Annotated in this window: 25 protein-coding genes; 2 read left to right on the top strand and 23 right to left on the bottom strand. The window is 72.3% G+C overall.

Annotation, left to right across the window (positions count from 1 at the left end; translation table 11 throughout):
- Positions 1-2: 2 nt before the first annotated feature.
- Complete coding sequence (locus tag ACI2K6_RS09815) at positions 3-1,025, top strand: metal ABC transporter solute-binding protein, Zn/Mn family (RefSeq protein ID WP_404568496.1); 1,023 nt, start codon at positions 3-5, stop codon at positions 1,023-1,025.
- 19 nt (positions 1,026-1,044) lie between these two features.
- Here ACI2K6_RS09815 and csrA read toward each other — a convergent pair whose 3' ends face one another.
- The 12 genes from csrA to ACI2K6_RS09875 all read right to left on the bottom strand — a co-directional run bounded on the left by csrA (position 1,045) and on the right by ACI2K6_RS09875 (position 10,562).
- Positions 1,045-1,293 (bottom strand): carbon storage regulator CsrA, encoded by a 249-nt coding sequence (csrA, locus tag ACI2K6_RS09820; RefSeq protein WP_323986845.1) that lies wholly within the window; start codon positions 1,291-1,293, stop codon positions 1,045-1,047.
- Between the two features lie 60 nt (positions 1,294-1,353).
- Complete coding sequence (locus ACI2K6_RS09825; RefSeq protein WP_282501688.1) at positions 1,354-3,405, bottom strand: flagellar biosynthesis protein FlhA; 2,052 nt, start codon at positions 3,403-3,405, stop codon at positions 1,354-1,356.
- Positions 3,402-4,493, bottom strand: a complete 1,092-nt coding sequence (locus tag ACI2K6_RS09830) for a flagellar biosynthesis protein FlhB (protein ID WP_269268335.1) — start codon at positions 4,491-4,493, stop codon at positions 3,402-3,404. The genes ACI2K6_RS09825 and ACI2K6_RS09830 overlap by 4 nt, the downstream gene beginning before the upstream one ends.
- Positions 4,494-4,506: 13 nt before the next feature.
- Positions 4,507-5,268, bottom strand: coding sequence for a flagellar biosynthetic protein FliR (locus ACI2K6_RS09835; RefSeq protein ID WP_112615241.1), 762 nt, complete (start codon positions 5,266-5,268; stop codon positions 4,507-4,509).
- 1 nt (position 5,269) lies between these two features.
- Entirely contained in the window at positions 5,270-5,545 is a 276-nt protein-coding gene (gene fliQ, locus ACI2K6_RS09840; protein ID WP_023953659.1) for a flagellar biosynthesis protein FliQ, read from the bottom strand.
- Positions 5,546-5,557: 12 nt separating this feature from the next.
- Positions 5,558-6,292: a flagellar type III secretion system pore protein FliP gene (gene fliP / locus ACI2K6_RS09845; RefSeq protein WP_114588711.1), complete on the bottom strand. Its 735-nt coding sequence runs from the start codon at positions 6,290-6,292 to the stop codon at positions 5,558-5,560.
- Positions 6,289-6,846 (bottom strand): flagellar biosynthetic protein FliO, encoded by a 558-nt coding sequence (locus tag ACI2K6_RS09850; protein WP_274179499.1) that lies wholly within the window; start codon positions 6,844-6,846, stop codon positions 6,289-6,291. The genes fliP and ACI2K6_RS09850 overlap by 4 nt, the downstream gene beginning before the upstream one ends.
- Positions 6,803-7,453, bottom strand: coding sequence for a flagellar motor switch protein FliN (gene fliN / locus ACI2K6_RS09855; protein WP_269268333.1), 651 nt, complete (start codon positions 7,451-7,453; stop codon positions 6,803-6,805). The genes ACI2K6_RS09850 and fliN overlap by 44 nt, the downstream gene beginning before the upstream one ends.
- Positions 7,450-8,379, bottom strand: coding sequence for a flagellar motor switch protein FliM (locus ACI2K6_RS09860; RefSeq protein ID WP_112615233.1), 930 nt, complete (start codon positions 8,377-8,379; stop codon positions 7,450-7,452). The genes fliN and ACI2K6_RS09860 overlap by 4 nt, the downstream gene beginning before the upstream one ends.
- 307 nt (positions 8,380-8,686) lie before the next feature.
- Complete coding sequence (locus ACI2K6_RS09865; protein ID WP_404568497.1) at positions 8,687-9,496, bottom strand: flagellar motor protein MotB; 810 nt, start codon at positions 9,494-9,496, stop codon at positions 8,687-8,689.
- Positions 9,493-10,296, bottom strand: a complete 804-nt coding sequence (locus tag ACI2K6_RS09870; protein WP_274179497.1) for a motility protein A — start codon at positions 10,294-10,296, stop codon at positions 9,493-9,495. Before ACI2K6_RS09870 ends, ACI2K6_RS09865 begins: the two co-directional genes overlap by 4 nt.
- Complete coding sequence (locus ACI2K6_RS09875) at positions 10,296-10,562, bottom strand: flagellar FlbD family protein (protein WP_269268331.1); 267 nt, start codon at positions 10,560-10,562, stop codon at positions 10,296-10,298. The genes ACI2K6_RS09870 and ACI2K6_RS09875 overlap by 1 nt, the downstream gene beginning before the upstream one ends.
- A 104-nt stretch (positions 10,563-10,666) precedes the next feature.
- Here ACI2K6_RS09875 and ACI2K6_RS09880 point away from each other — a divergent pair, with 104 nt between their 5' ends.
- Entirely contained in the window at positions 10,667-11,296 is a 630-nt protein-coding gene (locus ACI2K6_RS09880) for a hypothetical protein (protein ID WP_274179496.1), read from the top strand.
- A 103-nt stretch (positions 11,297-11,399) separates the two neighbouring features.
- On the opposite strand, the gene ACI2K6_RS09885 is transcribed toward ACI2K6_RS09880, so the two are convergent.
- The 11 genes from ACI2K6_RS09885 to ACI2K6_RS09935 are packed head-to-tail and all read right to left on the bottom strand — an operon-like array spanning position 11,400 to position 20,548.
- The gene (locus ACI2K6_RS09885) at positions 11,400-12,560 is read right to left on the bottom strand and encodes a flagellar hook protein FlgE (RefSeq protein ID WP_354451849.1); all 1,161 of its coding nucleotides are present in this window, start codon (positions 12,558-12,560) and stop codon (positions 11,400-11,402) included.
- 57 nt (positions 12,561-12,617) lie between these two features.
- Positions 12,618-13,070, bottom strand: coding sequence for a flagellar hook capping FlgD N-terminal domain-containing protein (locus ACI2K6_RS09890; RefSeq protein ID WP_323986839.1), 453 nt, complete (start codon positions 13,068-13,070; stop codon positions 12,618-12,620).
- 14 nt (positions 13,071-13,084) lie between these two features.
- Complete coding sequence (locus ACI2K6_RS09895) at positions 13,085-14,497, bottom strand: flagellar hook-length control protein FliK (RefSeq protein WP_404568498.1); 1,413 nt, start codon at positions 14,495-14,497, stop codon at positions 13,085-13,087.
- On the bottom strand, positions 14,494-14,952 hold the full coding sequence (locus ACI2K6_RS09900; RefSeq protein ID WP_269268327.1) for a hypothetical protein: 459 nt from the start codon (positions 14,950-14,952) through the stop codon (positions 14,494-14,496). The genes ACI2K6_RS09895 and ACI2K6_RS09900 overlap by 4 nt, the downstream gene beginning before the upstream one ends.
- Positions 14,949-16,268 (bottom strand): FliI/YscN family ATPase, encoded by a 1,320-nt coding sequence (locus ACI2K6_RS09905; protein WP_404568499.1) that lies wholly within the window; start codon positions 16,266-16,268, stop codon positions 14,949-14,951. Before ACI2K6_RS09905 ends, ACI2K6_RS09900 begins: the two co-directional genes overlap by 4 nt.
- Positions 16,265-16,900: a FliH/SctL family protein gene (locus ACI2K6_RS09910; protein ID WP_404568500.1), complete on the bottom strand. Its 636-nt coding sequence runs from the start codon at positions 16,898-16,900 to the stop codon at positions 16,265-16,267. The genes ACI2K6_RS09905 and ACI2K6_RS09910 overlap by 4 nt, the downstream gene beginning before the upstream one ends.
- Complete coding sequence (gene fliG, locus ACI2K6_RS09915; RefSeq protein ID WP_274179490.1) at positions 16,890-17,891, bottom strand: flagellar motor switch protein FliG; 1,002 nt, start codon at positions 17,889-17,891, stop codon at positions 16,890-16,892. The genes ACI2K6_RS09910 and fliG overlap by 11 nt, the downstream gene beginning before the upstream one ends.
- A complete protein-coding gene (fliF, locus tag ACI2K6_RS09920; RefSeq protein WP_282501680.1) occupies positions 17,888-19,513 on the bottom strand; it encodes a flagellar basal-body MS-ring/collar protein FliF in 1,626 nt (541 codons plus the stop codon). Before fliF ends, fliG begins: the two co-directional genes overlap by 4 nt.
- Complete coding sequence (fliE, locus tag ACI2K6_RS09925) at positions 19,513-19,818, bottom strand: flagellar hook-basal body complex protein FliE (RefSeq protein ID WP_269268323.1); 306 nt, start codon at positions 19,816-19,818, stop codon at positions 19,513-19,515. Before fliE ends, fliF begins: the two co-directional genes overlap by 1 nt.
- The gene (locus ACI2K6_RS09930) at positions 19,818-20,210 is read right to left on the bottom strand and encodes a flagellar basal body rod protein FlgC (protein ID WP_023953675.1); all 393 of its coding nucleotides are present in this window, start codon (positions 20,208-20,210) and stop codon (positions 19,818-19,820) included. The genes fliE and ACI2K6_RS09930 overlap by 1 nt, the downstream gene beginning before the upstream one ends.
- Complete coding sequence (locus ACI2K6_RS09935) at positions 20,207-20,548, bottom strand: flagellar basal body protein (protein WP_023953676.1); 342 nt, start codon at positions 20,546-20,548, stop codon at positions 20,207-20,209. Before ACI2K6_RS09935 ends, ACI2K6_RS09930 begins: the two co-directional genes overlap by 4 nt.
- Positions 20,549-20,625 lie beyond the last annotated feature (77 nt).

Raw genomic sequence — 20,625 nt, forward strand, 5'->3', positions numbered from 1 at the left:
GCATGACCCGTCGACTCCTCCCTGCCGCCGCGCTCGTGGCAGCGGCATCCTTCGCTCTCGCCGGCTGCGCCGGCACCTCGTCGCCGGCCGCGAGCGGTTCGGACGACGGCAAGATCAGCGTCGTCGCCTCGACCAACGTGTACGGCTCACTGGCCGCCGAGGTGGGCGGCGACGCCGTCGAGGTGACCTCGATCGTGACCTCACTCGCGCAGGACCCGCACTCGTACGAGGCGTCGGCGCGCGACCAGCTGACGGTGTCGCAGGCCGACCTCATCATCGAGAACGGCGGGGGCTACGACTCGTTCCTCGACGGGCTCGTCGAGTCGAGCGGCAGCACGGCTCCGGTGCTCACGGCGGTCGAGTTCTCGCACGACTTCCCCGGCGCCGAGGGCCACGACGACCACGCCGACGAGCACGCCGCGGATGAGCACGCCGCGGACGAGAGCGCCGAGGCCGAGCACGACCACGAGCACGACCATGAGGGTCACGACCACATCGAGGGCTTCAACGAGCACGTCTGGTACGACCCGCACACGATCGCTCACCTCGTCGAAGACATCGCGCACGAGCTCGGTGAGCTCGACGCGGCCCAGGCCGACACGTTCGAGGCGAACGCGAAGGCGCTCATCGAGCGGATCGACGGCCTCGAGACATCCCTCGACACCATCTCGGCGGCGCACCAGGGCGAGAAGATCTTCGTGACCGAGCCGGTGCCGCTGTATCTCGCCGCTGCGGCGGGTCTGGAGAACGCGACTCCGGAGGCGTTCAGCGAAGCCGTCGAAGAGGGGCAGGACGTGCCTCCCGCGACCCTCCTCGAGGCGCAGCAGATCCTGCGTTCGGGCGAGGTGCGCATCGTGATCGTCAACGCGCAGACGGGCGGCGCTGAGACCACGGAGATCACGAAGGTCGCCGGAGAGCTGAACATCCCCGTGCTCGAGTTCACCGAGCTCATGCCCGACGGCGTCGACTACGTCGGCTGGATGCAGCAGAACATCGACGAGATCTCGGGCGCCCTCGCGGGCTGACCCGCCGCCGTCATCCCTCTCAGTCCGCCGTCGGGGCCCCGCCCTGGCGGCGGACGAGTGCGTTCAGGAGCGCCGCCTGGTCGTCTGCGGACGTGCGGGCGGCCGAGACGTTCTCGGTCTCGACGGCCGCCACGATCTCGGCGCGCTGGATGCGGGTCGACCGCGGCGCTTCGATGCCGAGCCGGATGCTGTCGCCCTTGACCTCGAGCACCGTGAGCTCGATGTCGTCGCCGATGAGCACCTTCTCACCGACTCGTCTCGTCAACACCAGCACTCGATCACCCTACTTTCCGGAAGCCGTGCCCGCCCCGCGCGCTCGACGCGAGTCTCACGCGGGCGTGATGGCATGCGCGTCGCCGATCGTGTCTCGGACGACGCCCACCGTGTCGATCGCCAGGCCCCCGGCCGTCGCCTCGGTGTACGACAGCACCGGCAGCCCGTCGGTCTGCGACGAGATGAGGCGCCGCACGGCGGAACGCAGCGACGGCGCACACACGAGCACGGGCTCGGGGCCCGGGCCGGCCGCTTCGAGGGCGGCGCGAGCCGAGGCCACGACCGCCTCGAGCCGGTGCGGGTCCAGGGCGATGTGCGGACCGTCCTCGCTCGGTCGCATCGCCTCGAGCATCGACTGCTCGAGCAGCGGGTCGATCATGACGATGCGTAGCCGCCCCTGTTCGGCGAAGCGCGTCGCCACGGCGGGACCGAGCGCGAGACGTGCCGCCTCGATCAGGGCGTCGGGGTCGGTCGTCGTCTTGGCGCGCAGCGCGAGCGCCTCGTAGATCCGTGTGAGGTCGTTGATCGGGATGCGCTCGGCGAGCAGGCCCTGCAGCACGCGCTGCACCTCCGCCAGCGAGAGCAGCGCCGGCGTGAGCTCCTCGACCGCTGCCGGGCTGGACTGGCGCAGCGTCTCGGTGAGCTGACGCACGTCCTCTCGGCTGAGCAGCCGGGCGGCGTGGGCCTGGATGACCGCGGACAGGTGGGTGATGATGACGCTCGCGCGGTCGACGACGGTCGCTCCGGCGAGCTCGGCGCTGTGCCGCATCTCGAGGGGAACCCACTTCCCGTCGATGCCGAACACGGGGTCGGGCGACGCCCGCCCGGGCAGGGTCTCGAGGCCCGAGCCGAGCGCGAGGAGCGAGGCGCGGGGCGCGACGCCGCGACCCGCCTCGATCCCCGCGACCCGGATGACGTAGGTCGAGGGCGGCAGCTCGATGCTGTCGCGCGTGCGCACGGGCGGAACGATGAGTCCGAGCTCGAGCGCGGTCTTGCGCCGCAGCGACCGCACGCGTCCGAGCAGGTCGTCGGGACCGCCGGTGACGAGGTCGACGATGTCTGGAGCGAGCAGGATCTCGAGCGCGTGGACCCGCATCCGCTCGGCCAGCTCCTCGGGGGTGTCGACGGCGCCGCGCGGGTCGACAGCGGGGGCGTCCTCGGCCGCCTGCGTCTGCTCGCGCCGGCCGACCCGCTGCGCGATGAGCAGCAGGGTCGCGCCGATGACGAGGAAGGGCAGCATCGGCATCCCGGGGATGAACGACATCACGATCGCCGCGCCACCCGCGATCGACAGGGCGTTGCGCGACTGCGTCAGCTGCGCCGCGGCGGCCGAGCCCATGTCGGACTCCGCCCCCGACCGGGTGACGATCATGCCCGTCGCGACCGCCATCAGCAGCGCGGGGATCTGCGTGACGAGGCCGTCGCCGATCGTCAGGAGGGCGTAGGTGTTGAGGGCCTCGCCCGCCTCCATGCCCTTCGAGAGCATGCCGATCGCGACGCCGCCGACGAGGTTGATGATGATGATGACGAGTCCGGCGATCGCGTCGCCCTTGACGAACTTCGAGGCGCCGTCCATCGCGCCGTAGAAGTCGGCCTCCGCCGCGATCTCGGCGCGCCGGCGCCGCGCTTCGGCGTCGCTGATGAGGCCGGCGTTGAGGTCGGCGTCGATCGCCATCTGCTTGCCGGGCATGGCGTCGAGGGTGAACCGGGCGCCCACCTCGGCGACGCGCTCGGCGCCCTTCGTCACGACGACGAACTGGATGACGATGAGGATCAGGAACACCACGATGCCGATGACGAGCGATCCGCCCACGGCGATCGCGGCGAACGCGTCGATGACCTGCCCCGCGTGCGCCTCGCCCAGCACGAGCTTCGTCGAGGCGACGTTCAGGCCGAGCCGGAACAGCGTCGCCACCAGCAGCAGCGAGGGGAAGACCGCGAAATCGAGCGGCCGCTTCACGAACATCGCCGTCAGCAGGATGAGCAGGGCGAACAGGATGTTGGTGATGATCAGGACGTCGAGGATCGGCGGCGGCACCGGCACGATCAGCAGCATGATGATGCCGACGACCCCGATCGGCACGAGCGACCTTCTCAGGATGTTCATCGGGGTGCCTTCCTCTCGGGAACGGTGTGGACGCCGCGCGCCGCGCCGCGGCGCTTGAGCCCGTCGACGAAGACGAGCACGCGGGCGACGGCGGTGTAGAGATCGCCGGGGATCTCCTGGCCGAGCTCGCACGCGCCGTGCAGGGCGCGTGCGAGCGGGATGTCGCGGACGAGCGGGACGCCGGCCTCGTGCGCCCGCTCGCGGATGCGCTCGGCGATGAGGCCCTGCCCCTTCGCGACGACGCGCGGCGCCGACTTGCCCGGCTCGTAGCGCAGGGCGACGGCGATGTGCGTGGGGTTCACGAGCACGACATCCGCATCTCCGACGGCGGCGATCATGCGGTTGCGGCTCATCGCCATCTGCCGGGCGCGGCGCTGGCTGCGGATGAGCGGGTCGCCCTCGGAGTTCTTGTGCTCGTCGCGCGCTTCCTTCTTGGTGACGCGGGTGTGCTTGCGGTTGCGCCGCATGACGACGAGGACGTCGATCGCGGCCAGCAGCACGCCGACGGCGACCGCGGTGATGAGCAGCGCGGTCACGACGTTCGAGGCGATCTCGAGCAGCCGGGTGATCGGGTGGGCGCCGCTCATCGTCAGCACGGGCATGAGCCCGGCGACGACGAACCACAGGGCGAGGCCGATCGCGGCGGTCTTGAGCAGCGCTTTCGCGCCCTCCCACAGTGCCTGCACGCCGAACAGCCGTTTGACGCCGTTCAGCACGTTGAACTGCTCGAAGCGCGCCGGCACCCCGCGCAGATGGATGCCGCCCTGGGCGACCGACCCGACGATCGCGACGATCGCGACGGCGAGCAGCGCCGTGCCCAGGATGGCCGGGATGCTGCCGAGCGCCGACGACAGGACGGCGACGGCGTGCTCGGGGTCGGGGTGGCGGATGACGGCGGCGATCTCGACGAACTGCGCGGCCCCGGCATCCGCACCCGCTCCGATCATGGCGGGGAGGACCAGCGCGACCGTGCCGATCGCGAGCCAGGCGGACAGGTCCTGGCTGCGCGACAGCTTGCCCTTGCGGTGTGCCTCGCGCAGCTGCCGGCGGCTGGCCTGCTCGGTGCGTTCCCCGCTGTCGCTGCTCATGACGCGCCGCCGTTCATCGGGTTCCGCCGATCAGCAGCCCGGTCGCCTGGTCGGTGAGCGCCCCGACGACGGCGGGCAGGGCGAGGATGACGCTTCCCGCGAGGAGGAAGGTCAGGATGATCTTCAGGGGGAAGCCGAGCGCGAACGCGTTGAGGGCGGGGGCGACGCGGCTGACGAGCCCGAGCGCGATGTCGGCGAGGAAGAGGACGAGCAGCAGGGGACCGGCGATCTGCAGCGCGGCGACGAGCAGCTGCGACGCGGTGTCGACCAGCAACTCGGCCGGGCGGGCGAGGTCGAGGACCCCATCGACGGGGATCGCCGTGAAGCTCCGGGCGAGCCCCGCGAGGATGAGCTGGTAGCCGTTGCTCGCGAAGAGCAGGGCGAGGGCGATCATCTGGAACAGGCGCGTGAACTGGGCGCCGTTGACGTTCATCTGCGGATCGAAGGCCTGCGCGAGCTGAAAGCCGCCGAAGACGTCGATCAGCCCGCCGGCCGACTGCACGACGGCGAAGCACGTCATCACGAGGAATCCGAGCAGCGCCCCCGTGACGACCTGAGCGGTCAGGGCGAGGAAGAACGGGCCGGTGCCAAGGCTCTGGTAGCCCGGCGCCACCGTGCCGCTGAGAGCGAGGGCGACGCCGATCGCGACCATCGCCTTGATGCGCGCGGGGAAGGCGCCGTACGAGAAGGGTGGGGCGGTGAAGACGAAGGCGGTCGTGCGGACCGCGGCGAGTCCGGTGGCCTCGATCCAGGCGAAGTCGAGCAGCAGCTGCATCTCAACCGCCCGAGAGCAGGTGCGGGATGCGGTCGAACATGGTGTGGGTGAAGGCGATCGCCTCGGCGATCATCCAGTGCCCGCACACGACGAGTGCGATCGCGACGGCGACGGCCTTCGGCACGAACGAGAGCGTGACCTCCTGGATCTGCGTGATCGACTGCAGGAGCGAGATGGCGAAGCCGACCACGAGTGCCGTGATGAGCAGCGGAGCGGCGAGCTTCGCGGCGAGCACGACGCCCTCCATGCCGATGTCGAGGACGGCCTCAGGGTTCACGCGTACCCCCGATCATCCGCCCGCTCCGTAGCTCTCCATCAGGGTGCGGAGGATGAGTCCCCACCCGTCGACGAGCACGAACAGCAGGATCTTGAAGGGAAGCGAGATCATCACCGGCGGGAGCATCATCATGCCCATCGACATCAGCGCTGCGGCGACGACGAGGTCGATGACGAGGAACGGCACGAAGATGACGAAGCCGATGATGAAGGCCGCGCGCAGCTCCGAGATCATGAACGCCGGGATGAGGGTGATCATCGGGACGCTCGCCGGGTCCTCGGGGTTCTCGGCGCCCGCGAACCGGGTCATGAGCGCGAGATCCTCCTCGCGCGTGAACGACAGCATCCAGGTGCGCAGTGGGTCGGCGCCGACGCCCACGGCATCGGTGAACGTGATCGAGCCGTCGACGTAGGGCTGGACGGCGACCGTGTTGATCTCGGTCAGCACCGGCCACATCACGAAGAGGGTGAGGAACAGGGCGAGGCCGGCGAGCACCTGGTTGGGCGGGATCGTGGGCAGCGAGAGGGCGTTCCGGGTCATCGCCAGCACCACGAAGATCTTCGTGAACGACGACATCATGAGCAGCAGTGCCGGGGCCACCGACAGCAGCGTGATGCCGATGAGGGTCAGGACCGACGACGAGGGTGTGCCGTCGATGCCGTTGATGTCAACGGAGATGCCGCCGTTCGGCGGGGGCGTCGAGGCGGCGACGAGCACGAGCGCGCCGAGCGCGCCGCCGGAGATCACGCGCCCAGGGCCCGGCGCAGCACCTGTGCGGCATCACGCGCGGTCATGGTCGCCGGGCGGGTGGTGCGGGCAGTGCGTTCGGCGCGGGCCTGCGCACGGAGCAGGGGCACGGGCGGTGCGAGGGGCGCGTCGTCCGCGACATCCCGCAGGACCGGGCGCGCCGTGTCGTCGCCGTGCGCGGCATCCGCTGTCGCGTGGGGCCCCGTCGTGGTGCCCGGCGTCGGGTCGATGCGGTCGAGCATCGACACCCCGCCCTCGGTGATGCCGAGCACGTAACGGGCCCCATCGATCTCGACCACGGCGACCTGGGCCTTCGGCCCGATGCCGCGCTTGGCGACGACGGTGATGTCGGCGACGGCATCCGTACGTGTCGACTTGAGGCCTCGCGGCCGGTTCGCGCGTGCTCCGTTAGCGCTGCCGCGAGAGAAGCGACGCTGCAGCACCCACACGATCGCGAGCACGACGCCGAGGGAGACGACGACGCGCAGCGCGAGCAGCAGATCGTCGATCTCAGGCCTCCGCGTTCTCGATGATGCGCGTGATGCGCACCGCATAGTCCTGGTCGACGACGACGATCTCGCCATGGGCGATCAGCCGCCCGTTGAGCTTGACGTCGGCGGGGGCGCCGGCCGAACGGTCGAGCTCGATGATGCGCCCGGGCTCGAGATCGAGCACGTCGCGGACGGTCATGCGGGTGCGACCGACCTCGACGGTCAGCTCCATCTCGACGCCGGCGATGCGCTGCAGGCGGCGCGGCGAGGCCGCCGCGGGGTGCGACACCCGCACGGCGAGGCGTCCGATCACGCGGGCATCCTCGTCGACGAGGTCGAACACCTGCGCGGCGGGGTGCGCGAAGAGCGCCGAGGCGTCTCCGATCGTCGCCTCGCCGAGCACGCTCGGGCCGAAGGCGGTCGCCGCGGCGTCGAGCGCGTCGCGGAGTCGTTCGGGCAGCGGCAGGGCGGCGTCCGCGCCGAGGAGCGCCGACTCATCGAGGACCACGACCGCGAGCGCGGCGCTCGTGTCGCCGACCGACGAGACGATGACCGCGTCGCCGGTCTCGCCCGCGCTCGTCCCGGGGCGGGCGGTGATGCGCGAGGCGGTGGGCAGCCGGTCGGCGAACGCGGCTGCGGCTGCGGCCTCGTGGGTGGTGGTGCTGGTCATGGCGACTCCTCGGACAGTGCGGGGGAGAGATCGGATGCCGTCACGACGCACGCGAGCCGCGCGCCATGAGATCCCACGGCGGCGGAAGCGACGACCTGCTCGTCGACGGTGAGATCGAGGGGGCGGTCGGCGGCGTGCGCGAGCGAGATGACATCGCCGACGGCGAGGTCGAGCACCTCGGCGGGGCGGACGGCACGCGGCGCGAGCCGCAGCGTCACCTCGACGGGCGTCTGCTCGACGTGCCGGCGGACGAGGCCCGGGTCGTTCGTCGCCCGCGGCGCCGAGGCACTGTCGGACAGGCGCTCGAGCAGTGTCGCGGCGGGGAGGGCGATCGTCGCGGTCTCGGTGCGGTCGGCCAGACGCATCGAGAAGCGGGCCACGACCACGAGGTCCTGACCGCCGACGACCTGAGCGAAGGCCGCGTTGTACTGCACCGCGCCGACGCTCAGCTCGCGAGGCAGGAGGGAGCCGAGGGCTGTGCGCAGGTGGCCGAGGGTCTCGTCCATCAGCGACCGGATGAGCGCCTGCTCGATCGCCGTGAGGGCGCGGGCCTCGGGGCGCTGCGAGCCGTCGCCGCCGAGCATCTTCACGATCCACGACAGGGCCGACGGCAGCGGGAACTCGATGACCGCACGGTCGTCCGAGGTCGCATCCGAGCACAGCACGAGCGTCGTGGTCGGCGGGATCGTCGCGACGTACTCGTCGTAGGTCTCGAGGCTCACCCGTTCGAGGGCGATGTGCGCGCGCACGCGGGCCTTCGCGGCGAGGAGCATCGCCCACTGGCGCGCGAACGCGTCGAAGGCCCCCGCCAGAGCGCGCGTGTGCTCACGGGACAGTGCCGCGGGTCGCCCAAAGTCGTAGCGTTCCGGGGCCGCGGTCGCGGCATCCTCGGTTCGCACGCTCGGGGCGGTCGGCACGGTCTGCACGCCACGGACTATCGGTCGCGTGTCGCCCGCGGTTAGGCCCGGGCCTCGCGGGTGGGTGTGGGCTCAGGTGGGGTTGGCGGTTTGTGCCCACTCGGGGCACGGGATGGGGCGGGAACTGCCAGGTGGGTCCTGGCGGTGACGTGAGCTCAGGTTGGGTTGGCAGTTTGTGCCCACTCAGGGCTGGGGATGGGGCGAGTTCCGCCAGGTGAGACCCCGGGTGGGCGCGGGCCCAGGCTGGATGGGCAGGTTGTGCCCACTCAGCGCACGGGATGGGGCGGGAACTGCCAGGTGAAGGCCGAGCCCGGAGTCAGCCGTCGGCGGCGGCGAGAGCGGGGAGCTCGCCGCGCACCTGGGCGTCGGCGTCCGAGAGCACGACGATGTCGACGCGACGGTTCTGCGCGAGGGCCTCGGCGCTCGAGCCCTCGGCGAGCGGTCGCGACGACCCGAACCCGACGGAGCTGATGCGCTCCCTCGCGACCCCGCGTGCCTCGACGAGGTAGCCGAGCACACCGTTGGCCCGCGCGGTCGAGAGCTCCCAGTTGTCGACGAACGGGGCGATGGCGGGGCGGGCGTCGGCGTGGCCCTCGACCGAGATGAGGTGCGCGTCGGCGGCGAGGACGGTCCCGGCGGCGTCGAGCACGGCCCGGGCACGGTCGCTCAGGTCGGTGCTGTTGGTGTCGAAGAACGTCTCGGCGCTCACGAGACCGATGGTGAGGCCCCGGTCGTCGATCGTGAAGGTCGCGGCGTCACCGAGGCCCTGCTCGGCGAGAGCGCCCTCGAGGCGTGAGCGCAGGTCGTCGAGCGAGCTGTACTCTTGCTCGGCCGGGGTCGGGGCGGTCGGGGTCTCGACGAATCCCTCGCCCTCCTCCTCGACCAGCTCGGGCGGCACGACGACGCCCTCCGAGACGTCGCGGGTCTCGGAGATCTCCGAACCGAACCCGGTCGCGAGCGAAGCGCGCAGCTGCTCGAACTTCTCCTGGTCGACGTTGGACATCGCGAACATGACGATGAACATGCACATCATCACGGTGATCATGTCGAGGTACGACGCCATCCAGCGCTCGTCGGGGCCCTCGTGCGAGGACTCCATGACCCGGCGGCGACGAGGCGCGCTCATACTCCGGCGTCCGCGGGCTCGTCGGCCGCCGCCTTCGCGCGGCCGCGCCCGGGCTTGGTCTCGGGGGCGAGCGCCCGCAGACGCTCGGCGACGAGCATCGGCGGGTTGCCCGCCTGGACGGCGAGCATCCCCTCGGTCACGAGCGTCATGCGGTCGACCTCGATCTCGGCGAGGCGCTGCAGCCGCGTGCCGATCGGCAGCCAGATGAAGTTCGCCGACAGGAGGCCCCACAGGGTCGCGACGAAGGCGGCGGCGATGAGGGGCCCGAGCTGGTCGGGCTTGTCGAGGTACTCGAGCACGTGGGTGAGCGAGACGACCGTGCCGACGATGCCGACCGTCGGGGCGTACCCGCCGAGGGCCGAGTAGAAGCGCGAGGCCGTGCGGCGCTCCGCGGCGACGGTGGCGACGCGGTCTTCGAGGACGACGCGCAGGTCTTCGGCATCCGTTCCGTCGGCGATGCTCTGCAGGGCATGGCGCAGCAGCGGGTCCTTCTCGTCTGCCACGGCGCTCTCGAGCGCGAGCAGCCCCTGGGCGCGCGCCTTCTCGGCGTATCCCACGACGGTGTCGATGAGCGCCTCGGTCGATCCCTTGATACCGACGAAGGCCCGCGGCAGCGCGCGCACGGCGCCCGCGGCATCCCGCAGCGTGCCGCCGGCGATGCCGATCGCGATCGTCGCGCCGAAGACCAGCACCATCGGCGCGGGCAGGAGCAGGGCGTTGAGGCTGGCCCCCTCCAGCTGGATCATCGCCCACAGGCCGCCGAAGGCCAGCAGGATGCCGATGAGGAGTGACGGATCCATCAGCGCTCACCCTCCGGCGCGGCGGCGGCGGCCGTGGAGGCCGACTGGGATGCGGACCCGGATGCCGCGGCATGGCCGAGCGCCGTCGCCAGCACGCGGGCGCGGAACTCGACGATGCTCTGGATGACGGCATCCATCGTCTCGGCGACGACGAACGTCGCCCCGTCGACCAGGGTGAGCGTCGTGTCAGGGCTCGCCTGGATGCGTTCGACGAGGTCGGGGTTCACGGCGAACCGGTGACGGTTCAATCGTGTGAGAACGATCATGTCGCCCTTCTCGTCGGTCAGCGCGCGGGGGAACGGGTCGTCGCGGGTACGGCGGCTCCGAGGAGACTGTCGGCAGCGGGCGGCGGTCGGTTAGCGTTGCGCTCGTGTCAGCGTCGTCATCGGAGCCGTCGTTCTTCCGACCCGTCGAGCCGCGGGAGATCCCCGGCGACGACCATCCGCCGCTCGACATGCCGGCGTGGATGGGGCCGCCCTGGCATGTCGCTCCGGCGATCGTGGCGCTCGACCGCGAGGTGGGTCGCTCGTCCGACACGGTCGTGTCGCTGGAGCTCGCGCGCGTGTACCGCGAGGGCGTCGTGCTGCGGTTGGCGGTGCGCGTGGCCGAGACCGGCCGGGTCGCGCGGCAACGGATCTGGGGATACCTCGATCGTGCGCACGGCCGGGGGCAGCTCGATGACCGGTTCGATCCGACGGGCCTGCGCTGGGGCGTCCGCTTCGCCGATGGGCGGACGATCACGACGCAGGACGATTCGCCGTGGGCACGGGGAGACGTGACCGACGCGCAGGTCGAGGGGCCGGTGATCGAGGGGCTCGGCCGCCCGCAGGGTTATGCCGACAGCTGGGCGCGCGAGTTCTGGGTCTGGCCGACACCCCCGGTGCCGAGGTTCGAGGTCGGCGTCGAATGGCCGGCCCGCGGCATCCCCGAGACGGTGACGGCGCTCGACGCCGCTGCGCTCCGCAAGGCCACAGCGCGAGCGCTCCCGCTGTGGCCCTGACCGGCCGCGCACAACTCCTCAGAAACCGTCGTGACCGGCGCCGCGCGCGGGCCGCGAGGCCGAACCAGCGGGGATTCTGAGGAGTTGCGGGCCGCGCCCGCGATCAGCGCTTGAGGTTGGTCAGCTCTTGCAGCACCTCGTCGCTCGTGGTGATGATGCGGGCGTTCGCCTGGAAGCCCCGCTGAGCGACGATCAGGTTCGTGAACTCCTGCGAGAGGTCGACGTTCGACATCTCCAGAGCCCCGCTGACGAGCCCGCCGCGGTCGTCGGTGCCCGCGGTGCCGACGGCGGCCGCGCCCGAGTTGGCGCCGGCGCGGTACTGCGACGACCCGGCCTTCTCGAGCCCCTCGGGGTTGTCGAACGATGCGAGGGCGATCTGCGCGAGCACCGATGTCGCTCCGTTGCTGAAGGCGCCGACGAGGCTGCCGTCGGCCGACAGCGTGTACGACACGAGGCTTCCGGGCGCGCGGCCGTCCTGACCGCCGAGCTTGACGGTGCTGAGGTCGGCGTAGCCGGTGATGGCCGAAAGGTCGACCGCGACACCGCCCGAGGCGATCGTCGCGGGCGTCGTCGTCAGGCGTCCGTCGGCGAAGGCGAGCTGCGTCGTCGTGGCGCCGTCGGTGACGTCCCAGCCGCCCGCGGTGCGGGTGAAGGTGAGTGCGAGCTGGCGGGACTCGCCCTGCGCGTCGTAGACGGTGACGTCGCGGACGAGCTTCTCGCCGACCGCGGCGCCCGAGGGCAGGTTGCCGGTCACCGCGGCGGACGTCGTCGCGCGCCCGGGCGAGGTCGCGCCCACCGGGAGCGCGATGTTGCCGACCGGCCCGCCCGTCGGCACGACACCGTCGACCCCGGTCCAGCCCTGCACGAGCGCGCCGTCCTTGGTGGTCAGGCGACCCGCGGAGTCGAAGCCGAACGAGCCGTTGCGCGTGTAGAGCGTCTCGGCGCCGTTGCGGACGACGAAGAAGCCGTCGCCCGCAATCATGAGGTCGGTGGGCACGCCGGTGGCCTGCTGCGATCCCTGCGTGAAGTTCGTGCGAACCGCCGCGACCTGGGTGCCCAGACCCACCTGCGCGGCGTTCGTGCCGCCAGCGTCCGCCTGAGCGGCGCGGGAGTTCTGGACGATCTGCGAGAGCGTGTCCTGGAACTGCACCGAGCCCGCCTTGAACCCGACGGTGTTGACGTTGGCGATGTTGTTGCCCGTGACGTCGAGCATGGTCTGGTGTGAGCGGAGACCGGAGATTCCGGCGTAGAGCGAACGAAGCATGGGGTGTCCTTCGGTGAGGGGCTGACGTGGTCGTGGGGTAGCCGGAGTGGCCGTGGCTCAGGATGCGGATGCCGCGGGCGGCGCCGTCGCGGCATCCGACACCGCGATGCCCGAGACGACGTCGAGGGGGACCGCGGTGCCGCCGATCGTCACGAGCGGCACGCCCTTCTCGAACGACACCTGGGTCACGCGACCGCTGCGGGTCGTGCCGTCGGCGTCGACGTACGAGGCCTGCTGGCCGACGAGCGCGGCGGCGGTCTGGCGCATCGTGAGGGCGAAGTGCTCCGACGAGGTGGTGGTGAGCGCGACGAGCTGCTCCATCATGGCGAGCTGCGTCGTCTGCGCCATCATCTCGTTGGTGTCGAGCGGCGAGCTCGGGTCCTGGTTCTTCATCTGCGCGACGAGCAGCTGCAGGAAGACCTCGGAATCGAGGGTCTGCTTCGGCGCGGGCGGCGGGGCGGCTGCCGTGGGCGTGGCACCCACGACGCCGACGGGCGGAATGCTGCTCATGGTGGTTCTCCGATTCAGGCGTAGAGGTCGATGCGACCGGCCTCGAGAGGCGCGGGATGGGCTGGGTCGTCCGTGCGGTCCGCGGGAGCGGCAGGCCACGCGGGCCCGTGACCGGGGCGCCCGCCGCGGCCCGGATCGTCGGCGGTCTGCTGCGGCGTCCGGCCGGATGCGCCGCCGTCCGATGGGTGGCCGCCCGACCCGCCTGCTCCGCCCGCCGCCGCATGCTGTGCCAGGGCCGGGAGCGACGACGACGCCCGTGACGGATCGTCGCCCGGGGTCAGGCTCACGGAGGAGAAGGGGGCGAGCACGGCGAGCTCGCGGCGCAGGTCGCCGAGGACCGCCCGGATCGCGTCGTGCGCCGCCGCCGTGCCCGAGCTCAGCTCGACGGTGATGGAGGACCCGGAGATGTGCGCCGTGACGGTGATCGGTCCGAGGCTCTCGGGCGAGACCCGCAGCACCATGGTGTGGCGGCCGGGCTCGGCGGCGACGAGCGAGAGGACGGGGCCGCGCAGCTGAGGCGCGAGGGCCGGCGCGGATTGCGCATGAGCGCCTTGCGTGGGCGTGGGCGCAGGCGCGGACTGAGCCGGGCCGGGCTGAGCGGGCGCGGGCTGCGAACCGGGCGTCGGCGTCACGGATGTCGCTGCGGACACGTCCGCGGATCCCGGCACGGGCTCCGGTGCGGTCCGCGCGGTCGGCGCGGCCACGGCGGGGATCGTGCTCGCTGCGTCCGGCGGTGACGCGCTCATCGCTGCGGGTGTCGCCCCGGCGGACGTCGTCTCTCGCGCTGTTGTTCTCTCGGGTGCCGCCATCGGGGCTGCTTCGGTCGCCGTCGCCGTCGCCGTCGCGGTTGCCGTCTCCGCCGTCGCTGCCGTCTCCGGCGCTGTCGGCGCCTCTGCCGTCGCCCCTGCCGCCGGCGCGCCCCTCGTTCCTACCAGCGCTCCTCCTGCCAGCGCTCCTCCGGCCAGCGGTGTCGCGCGATCGGCGGCGACCGGCACAGTCGCGGTCGACGTCAGCGTCTCGGTACCGAGTTCTCTGCTCGTCATCCCCGCAGCCGGACCCGCATCATCCGAGACCCCGGTGCCCGACATTCCGCCCGTGGGCCCGGCGCCTGTGCCCGCACCCATGACCGCGAGCAGCGCTGCCGCATCGCCCGTTGCCGCGTCCGCGTCGTCGTCGAGAGCTGCCGCCTCCGCCGCGTCGGACGAGTCGACGCCGAACACCTCGCCGAATGCCCCGCCGCCCGCTCCGACGCCGGCCCCGGCCGCGTCCACTCCGCCCACGGGCACCGCGACCGCGGCCTGCCCGGCGAGCACGAGCGCGAAGGCATCCGATGCCGTCGCGCCGTCGCCCCCGTCGTTCGAGGCTCCGCCGCCCCGCGGACGCACCGCAGCGCTCGTCGTTCCGAGTGCGAGACCCCACAGACTCATGACGCCCCCTCTGTCCGGTCCGGCGCGTCCGGTGCGCCCGACGTCCCGCTCGCCGAGCGCAGCGCGATCTCGTCGAGAACGGCCTGCTCGGCGGCATCCCGTCTCGCGCGTTCCCGTTCGTGGAAGGCATCGGCCAGCCGCTCGATGCCTCGCTCGGCCCGGCGGGCGTCGTCGAGGCCCGCGCGAGCCGCGTCGACTTCCGCGCGCTGCGCTCGCCGGAGCGTGTCGAGGTCGGTCAGCAGGCTGCGCGCGGCCACACGGCTGGCGGCGAGGGCCGCGAGCGTGCGGATGTCGCCGGGCGTCTCGGCCGACGTCGTCAGGGCCGCGCGCAGCTGCCGATCGCGCGCCTCGGTGCGCTGCTCCTCCATCGCGGCGCGCGAGAGGTGCGCTGCCGCGGCACGCTGCTGGATGCCGCGGATGCGCAGCAGCCCGGCCAGGGGGAAGCCCCGCTTCATGAGACGTGCCCGAACGATGCGACGAGTTCCCCGAGGCGGCGCCACGACTCGGCTGCGGGGGAGCGGTCGTCGAGGTCTTGCCGGAGGAAGGCGTCGATCGCCCGTGCCGAGGCGACCGCGGCGTCGACCCGCGGGTTCGCTCCCGCCTGGTAGGCGCCGACGCCGATGAGGTCCTGCGCCTCCTGGCGTGCCGCGAGCACCGAGCGCAGCGTCGTCGCGAGGCGTCGCTGATCACCGGTCGCGACCTTGCCCGCGAGCCGGGACACCGATCCGAGTACGTCGATCGCGGGGTGGTGCCCGGTGACGGCGAGCGTCCGGTCGAGCACGAGGTGTCCGTCGAGGATCGAGCGCACGGTGTCGGCGACGGGCTCGTTGTGGTCGTCTCCCTCGACGAGCACCGTGTAGATCCCCGTGATCGAGCCGTGCCGGTCGGTGCCGGCGCGCTCGAGCAGCCGCGCGAGCACGGGGAAGGTCGAGGGCGGGTAGCCGCGGGTCGCGGGCGGTTCGCCGGCGGCCAGTCCGATCTCGCGCTGCGCCATGGCAACGCGGGTCAGCGAGTCCATCATGAGCACGACGTGCTGACCGTCGTCGCGGAACGACTCGGCGATGCGCGTCGCGGTCGAGGCCGCCCGCAGGCGCGCCATGGCGGGCTGATCGGAAGTCGAGACGACGACGACCGAGCGTGCGAGCCCCTCCGGCCCGAGATCGTCCTCGAGGAACTCGCGCACCTCGCGGCCGCGCTCGCCGACGAGCGCGATGACGTTGGCCGAGGCCGACGACCCCCGCGCGATCATCGACAGCAGGGAGGACTTGCCGACGCCAGATCCGGCGAACAGCCCCACGCGCTGGCCGCGGCCGAGCGGCGTGAGGGTGTCGATCGCGCGCACGCCCGTGACGAGCGGCTCGGTGATGCGCTCGCGTCCCATCGCCGAGGGAGGCGCATGGTCGAGGTCGACGCGAGGCGCGACGAGAGGGCCGCGACCGTCGATGGGTCGGCCGAGCCCGTCGAGCACGCGCCCGAGCACGGCGGCGCCGACCGGCACGCGGGCGCGGCCGGAAAGAGCGCGGGCCGTGTCGCCGACGCGCAGTCCGTCGGTGACGCCGAGCGGCATGCAGCGCAGGATGCCGCGGTCCGCGGCGACGACTTCCGCGGGGATGCCGGCGGCCCCGCGATCGGCCGTCCCGCCGAGTTCGACCAGGTCGCCGACGGCCCCGTGCACGCCGCGGATGTCGACACCGAGCCCGACGATGCGCGAGACCGTGCCGGTCCGCAGCGGACGCGCCGCCTCGATGACCGCCGGCCAGCCCCCGCTCACGCGCTCTCCTCGAGAGCCCGGCGGGCCCGCGCGAACGCGGCGGCGATCCGCAGGTCGATCGCGCCATCGGCGAGACGGATCGTCGCGTCGCCGGGCGCGAGTCCCGGGTCGACCTCGACCTCGACCGATCGCGGCAGCGTGGCGGTCTCGCTCTCGGCGGCATTCGCGGCGCCGGTGAGGATCGCCGCGTCCGCGGGGGAGAGCCGGACCACGGGCGCCTCCGCAGCCTCGAGATCCGAAACGGCGTTCCCCACGCGAGCCGCGGTCGTGAGCGCCGCGCGCACGGGGTCGGACAGCTCGCGCTCGACGATAGCCTGCGCCAGCTCGATCGCCATCGCGTGAAGCTCGGCGACGACGGGCGCCGTCAGTTCGGTCGCGCGCGCGTCGAACCGGGCGGACGCGCGCTCGAGCGCCGCGAGGGCGGCAGCCACGCGCGCCCGGGCGGCTGCGTCCGCCGCCTGCTCCCGTTCGGCACGTTCCGCTGCCTCGCGTTCGGCGTGGGCCGCGGCCTGCCGCATCCCCTCGGCGTACCCGGCGGCGTGACCGCGGGCGCGGGCCCGATCGCGTTCCTCGGTGAGAGCCGGGCCCGACAGTCGGGGGATCTCGAGGCGGGTGAAGGCGTCAGACGACATACTCCTCCTCGACCCGTTGCACTCGGATGTCGCCGGCGGCCTCGAGCTCGCGGATCGTCCGGACGATCGCCGCGCGCGCCTCCTCGACCTGCGAGACGCGCACGGTGCCGAGCAGACGCGACTCCTCCTGCAGCGCCTCGCGGTTGCGCTCGGTCATATTGCGGAGGATCACGTCGGCCACCGGGCCCGACGAGCCCTTCAGCGCCAGAGCGAGCACACGGACGTCGATGCCGCGCAGCACGCGCTGGGCGTCGCGATCGTCGAGCACGACGATGTCGGCGAAGGTGAACATGCGCGAGCGGATATCTTCGGCCAGGGCGCTGTCGCGCGCCTCGATGCTCGCGAGCAGGGCCTTCTCGACGGTCGCATCCGACCGGTTGATGATGTCGACGAGGGGCTGCACGCCGCCGAGGGTCTCGCGGGCGTCGCGAGTGGTCAGCGCCCCCGAGCGAGCGCGCAGCGCGGTGGCGACGACGGCGACGGCATCCTGTGTCGCGGTTCCCATCGTCGCGATCGCCTGCGCGACATCGGTGCGGGCGGGGTCGGCGATCTCGGCCAGGACGGCCGCGGCGCGCTCCACCGGCAGGTGCGCGATGACGAGCGCGACGGTCTGGGGCAGCTCGCCGTCGAGGATGCTCGCCACCTGGGCCGGCTCGACGGCGGTGAGGAACTCGAACGACGAGCTCGTCATCGACGACGACACCTTCGTCAGCACACCGGCGGCGCGCTCGGGGCCGAGCGAAGCCTCCAGCAGTCCCGTCGCGAGGTCTCGCCCGCCGCGGACGGGCGGCAGGTGTCCCCGCACGACCCGCTGGAAGTCGGTCAGGGCATCGCGCGTGGTCTCGAGGTCGAGGTCGCGCAGCCGGATGATCTCCGCCGCGATCGCCTCGGCCTCGTCGTCGGAGAGGTGCTTGAGGACTTCGACGGCCTGCGCCCGGTCGAGGTTCATGATGACGACGGCAGCCGTCTGTGTCCCGGTGAGCTCGCTCATGCGTCGGTCGAGTCCCGGACGAGCCGGCGCAGCAGGTCGGCGGTGCGGGCGGGGTCGCGGCGGGCGAAGTCGCCGATCTCGGCGCGACGGCGGTCGAGGGCGACCTGCACGGGCTCCGGGTCGGGCTCCGGCTCGGGATCGACCGACATCGCGGGCAGGGGGACCGTCGGCGCCTCGTCGAGGAGCGGGGTCGCGAGGCCCCGGGTGAGCGCGTCGAAACGGTCGAGCGGCTCGTCGACCGGCGTGAGCGTCATGACCGGCTCTTCCGCCGCGGCGGCGCGTCGGCGGCGGACGATCACGACGCCCGCGATCGTCGCTCCGATGAGCCCGAGCACCACCACGACGGCGATGATCGCGGTGCGGAGCGTCTCGGCGGCGCGCTCGGCTTCCTCCGTCTCGCGCGCGGCGTCGAGTGCCGCCTGGGCGGCCGCGGCGCCCTGATCGCTGAAGGCGACGAGCTCGACGGTCACCTGGTCGCCGCGGGCGCGGTCGATGCCGGCGGCCGAGGTCACGAGGGCCTCGAGCTGCGCGACGTCGACGACATCGGTGCCGTCGGCGTTGACCGCGACGGCGACGGTCTGCCGCGCGACGGCCCCCGCCGGCGTCGAGGTGCTCTCGACGGTCTTGTTCACGACGTTCGAGCGGTTCGTCTGGGTCGATTCGTAGGTGCCCGCACCGCCGACGCCAGCCGGAAGCTCGGTGCCCAGCACGCCGGTCTGTCCGCCGGTGCCCGTGTAGGTCTCGGTGCTCGACTCCTCGGTGGCCGGCAGGGCACCTTCGACCGGCGTGTAGGTCTCGTCGACGCGCTCGGTCGCGGCCTGCTGCATCTCGGCGGCGACCGACACGGTCGCATTGCCGGTGCCGAGCACGGTGTCGAGCATCTGCTGCACGCTCGCCGTCATGCGGGTCTCGTACGCCCCCGCCTGCTGGTCGGCGTTGCGCGTGCCATCGCCGCCGATCGCCGACAGGGTGCGGCCTGCGGCATCCACGACCGCGACGTTCTCGGGCTTCATCCCGCTGACGGCCGCCGAGGTGAGGTGCACGATCGCCTCGACCTGCTCGGGCGGCAGCGCGACTCCGCGGGAGGTCTCGATGAAGACGGATGCCGTGGGCTCGACCTTCTGCGAGACGAACACGCTCTCCTCGGGCAGCGCGAGCTGCACCGAGGCCGTCGTCACGTTCTCGAGGGCGCCGATCGTGCGGGCGAGCTCGCCCTCGATCGCGCGCTTGTAGGTGACCGACTGCTGGAACTCCGAGCTGGTCACGCCCATCTTGTCGAAGAGCGAGTACCCCGACGACTCGGCGCTGGGAAGTCCGGCCGCGGCCGCGGCGAGGCGCTGCTCGTACACCGCGGTCTCGGGCACGAGCACGGTCGAGCCGCCGTCGGTCAGCTCGTAGGGGATCGAGCCCGAGCGCAGCTGCTCGACCACGGCGCTGGCGTCCGAGGCCGACAGACCCGAGAACAGCGGGGTGAGGGTCGGACGCGACATCCAGCTCGCCAGGGCGAACACGCCCATCGCGAGCACCGCGATGCCGATGATCGCGATCGTGCGCTGAGCCAGGGTGAACCCGGCGATGGTCGTGCGCAGGCGCGTCCAGAGCGACGTGACGGCGGCGGGCATCAGGCCTGCATCCGCATGATGTCGTTGAACGCCTCGATGCCCTTGTTGCGTACGGCGGCGACGAGCTCGAGGGTCACCGACGCGCGCGACGACGCGATCATCGCGGAGTGGATGTCGTCGAGGTCACCGGTGACGGCCGCGACGGCCAGCTCGTTCGACGTCGACTGCATCGCGCGGAGCTCGTCGACGGCGCCGGTGATGCTCGCGCCGAAGTCGGCGCCGTCGGTCTGCTGGGGCGGGCGGGTGCTCGACGTGAGGGCGGATGCGGCCGCGCCCAGGGCGTCGATGCCCGACAGCGGCGGCATCAGCGGCGTCCGATCTGGAGGGCGGCTTCGTAGGTGGTCTTCGCACGGTCGACGACCGCCGCGTTGGCCTGATAGCCGCGCTGCGCGAGGATCAGGTGGCTCATCTGCTCGCCGAGATCGATGTCGGGGTAGCGCACGTAGCCGTCGGCGTCGGCGAGCGGATTGTTGGGCTCGTGCACGAGCCGGCCCTCCGTGCCGCCCCAGACGGCGCCCGCGACGCGCACGCCGCCGGGATCGCCGGCCGACTCGACCGCGATGTAGCGCTGGCGGAACGCGTCGTCGCCGGGCGCGACGGCGGTGTTGATGTTGGCGATGTTGTCGCTGAGCGCGTCGAGCCAGGTGCGGTGGGCCGTCAGGCCCGACCCGGCGATGCCGATGGCGTCGAAGGTCATGAGGTCCTCATCGCGGTCTGGAGCGAGCTGAAGGTGCCGCCCACGGCCTGCGCCGCGAACTGGTACCGCAGCACCGCCTCGATGTTGGCGAGCGTCTCGGTGTCGAGGTTGACGTTGTTGCCGTTGAGCCGGGTGGGGGCGGTCGACTCGCGGACGGTCGCCGTCACGGCGCCGTCGCCGCGCTCGACCGAGCGAGCCAGAGCGCTCTCGAAGCTGACGACCTTGGCCCGGTAGCCGGAGGTGTTGACGTTCGCGATGTTGTCCGCGATGGCGCGCTGGCGCTCGGCGAGGCCCGAGAGGGCGCTCGTGAGCGCGGTGGTGGTCACAGATTCGAGCACGAAGGCGTCTTCCGTCGAACGATGTGGCCGATCCCTGGCCGATGGATGAGCGATCCGTGCTCAGCATCCCCTATCGG

The sequence above is a fragment of the Microbacterium sp. NPDC006705 genome (assembly GCF_044903545.1).
In the GTDB taxonomy this organism is placed as follows: Bacteria; Actinomycetota; Actinomycetes; order Actinomycetales; family Microbacteriaceae; genus Microbacterium; species Microbacterium plantarum.

What these genes read in the sequence shown, in the direction of transcription:
- ACI2K6_RS09835 (WP_112615241.1), bottom strand. Translation starts at nt 5,268, where the DNA reads ATGCAGCTGCTGCTCGACTTCGCCTGGATCGAGGCCACCGGACTCGCC.
- ACI2K6_RS09885 (WP_354451849.1), bottom strand. Translation starts at nt 12,560, where the DNA reads ATGCTTCGTTCGCTCTACGCCGGAATCTCCGGTCTCCGCTCACACCAG.
- ACI2K6_RS09865 (WP_404568497.1), bottom strand. Translation starts at nt 9,496, where the DNA reads ATGAGCGCGCCTCGTCGCCGCCGGGTCATGGAGTCCTCGCACGAGGGC.
- ACI2K6_RS09815 (WP_404568496.1), top strand. Translation starts at nt 3, where the DNA reads ATGACCCGTCGACTCCTCCCTGCCGCCGCGCTCGTGGCAGCGGCATCC.
- ACI2K6_RS09850 (WP_274179499.1), bottom strand. Translation starts at nt 6,846, where the DNA reads ATGCGGTGCGCATCACGCGCATCATCGAGAACGCGGAGGCCTGAGATC.
- ACI2K6_RS09930 (WP_023953675.1), bottom strand. Translation starts at nt 20,210, where the DNA reads ATGACCTTCGACGCCATCGGCATCGCCGGGTCGGGCCTGACGGCCCAC.
- fliG (WP_274179490.1), bottom strand. Translation starts at nt 17,891, where the DNA reads ATGAGCGAGCTCACCGGGACACAGACGGCTGCCGTCGTCATCATGAAC.
- ACI2K6_RS09900 (WP_269268327.1), bottom strand. Translation starts at nt 14,952, where the DNA reads ATGAAGCGGGGCTTCCCCCTGGCCGGGCTGCTGCGCATCCGCGGCATC.
- fliE (WP_269268323.1), bottom strand. Translation starts at nt 19,818, where the DNA reads ATGCCGCCGCTGTCGGGCATCGACGCCCTGGGCGCGGCCGCATCCGCC.
- fliF (WP_282501680.1), bottom strand. Translation starts at nt 19,513, where the DNA reads ATGCCCGCCGCCGTCACGTCGCTCTGGACGCGCCTGCGCACGACCATC.
- fliN (WP_269268333.1), bottom strand. Translation starts at nt 7,453, where the DNA reads ATGACCAGCACCACCACCCACGAGGCCGCAGCCGCAGCCGCGTTCGCC.
- ACI2K6_RS09890 (WP_323986839.1), bottom strand. Translation starts at nt 13,070, where the DNA reads ATGAGCAGCATTCCGCCCGTCGGCGTCGTGGGTGCCACGCCCACGGCA.
- ACI2K6_RS09895 (WP_404568498.1), bottom strand. Translation starts at nt 14,497, where the DNA reads ATGAGTCTGTGGGGTCTCGCACTCGGAACGACGAGCGCTGCGGTGCGT.
- ACI2K6_RS09830 (WP_269268335.1), bottom strand. Translation starts at nt 4,493, where the DNA reads ATGAGCAGCGACAGCGGGGAACGCACCGAGCAGGCCAGCCGCCGGCAG.
- ACI2K6_RS09875 (WP_269268331.1), bottom strand. Translation starts at nt 10,562, where the DNA reads ATGATCGTTCTCACACGATTGAACCGTCACCGGTTCGCCGTGAACCCC.
- ACI2K6_RS09910 (WP_404568500.1), bottom strand. Translation starts at nt 16,900, where the DNA reads ATGTCGTCTGACGCCTTCACCCGCCTCGAGATCCCCCGACTGTCGGGC.
- ACI2K6_RS09870 (WP_274179497.1), bottom strand. Translation starts at nt 10,296, where the DNA reads ATGGATCCGTCACTCCTCATCGGCATCCTGCTGGCCTTCGGCGGCCTG.
- ACI2K6_RS09825 (WP_282501688.1), bottom strand. Translation starts at nt 3,405, where the DNA reads ATGAACATCCTGAGAAGGTCGCTCGTGCCGATCGGGGTCGTCGGCATC.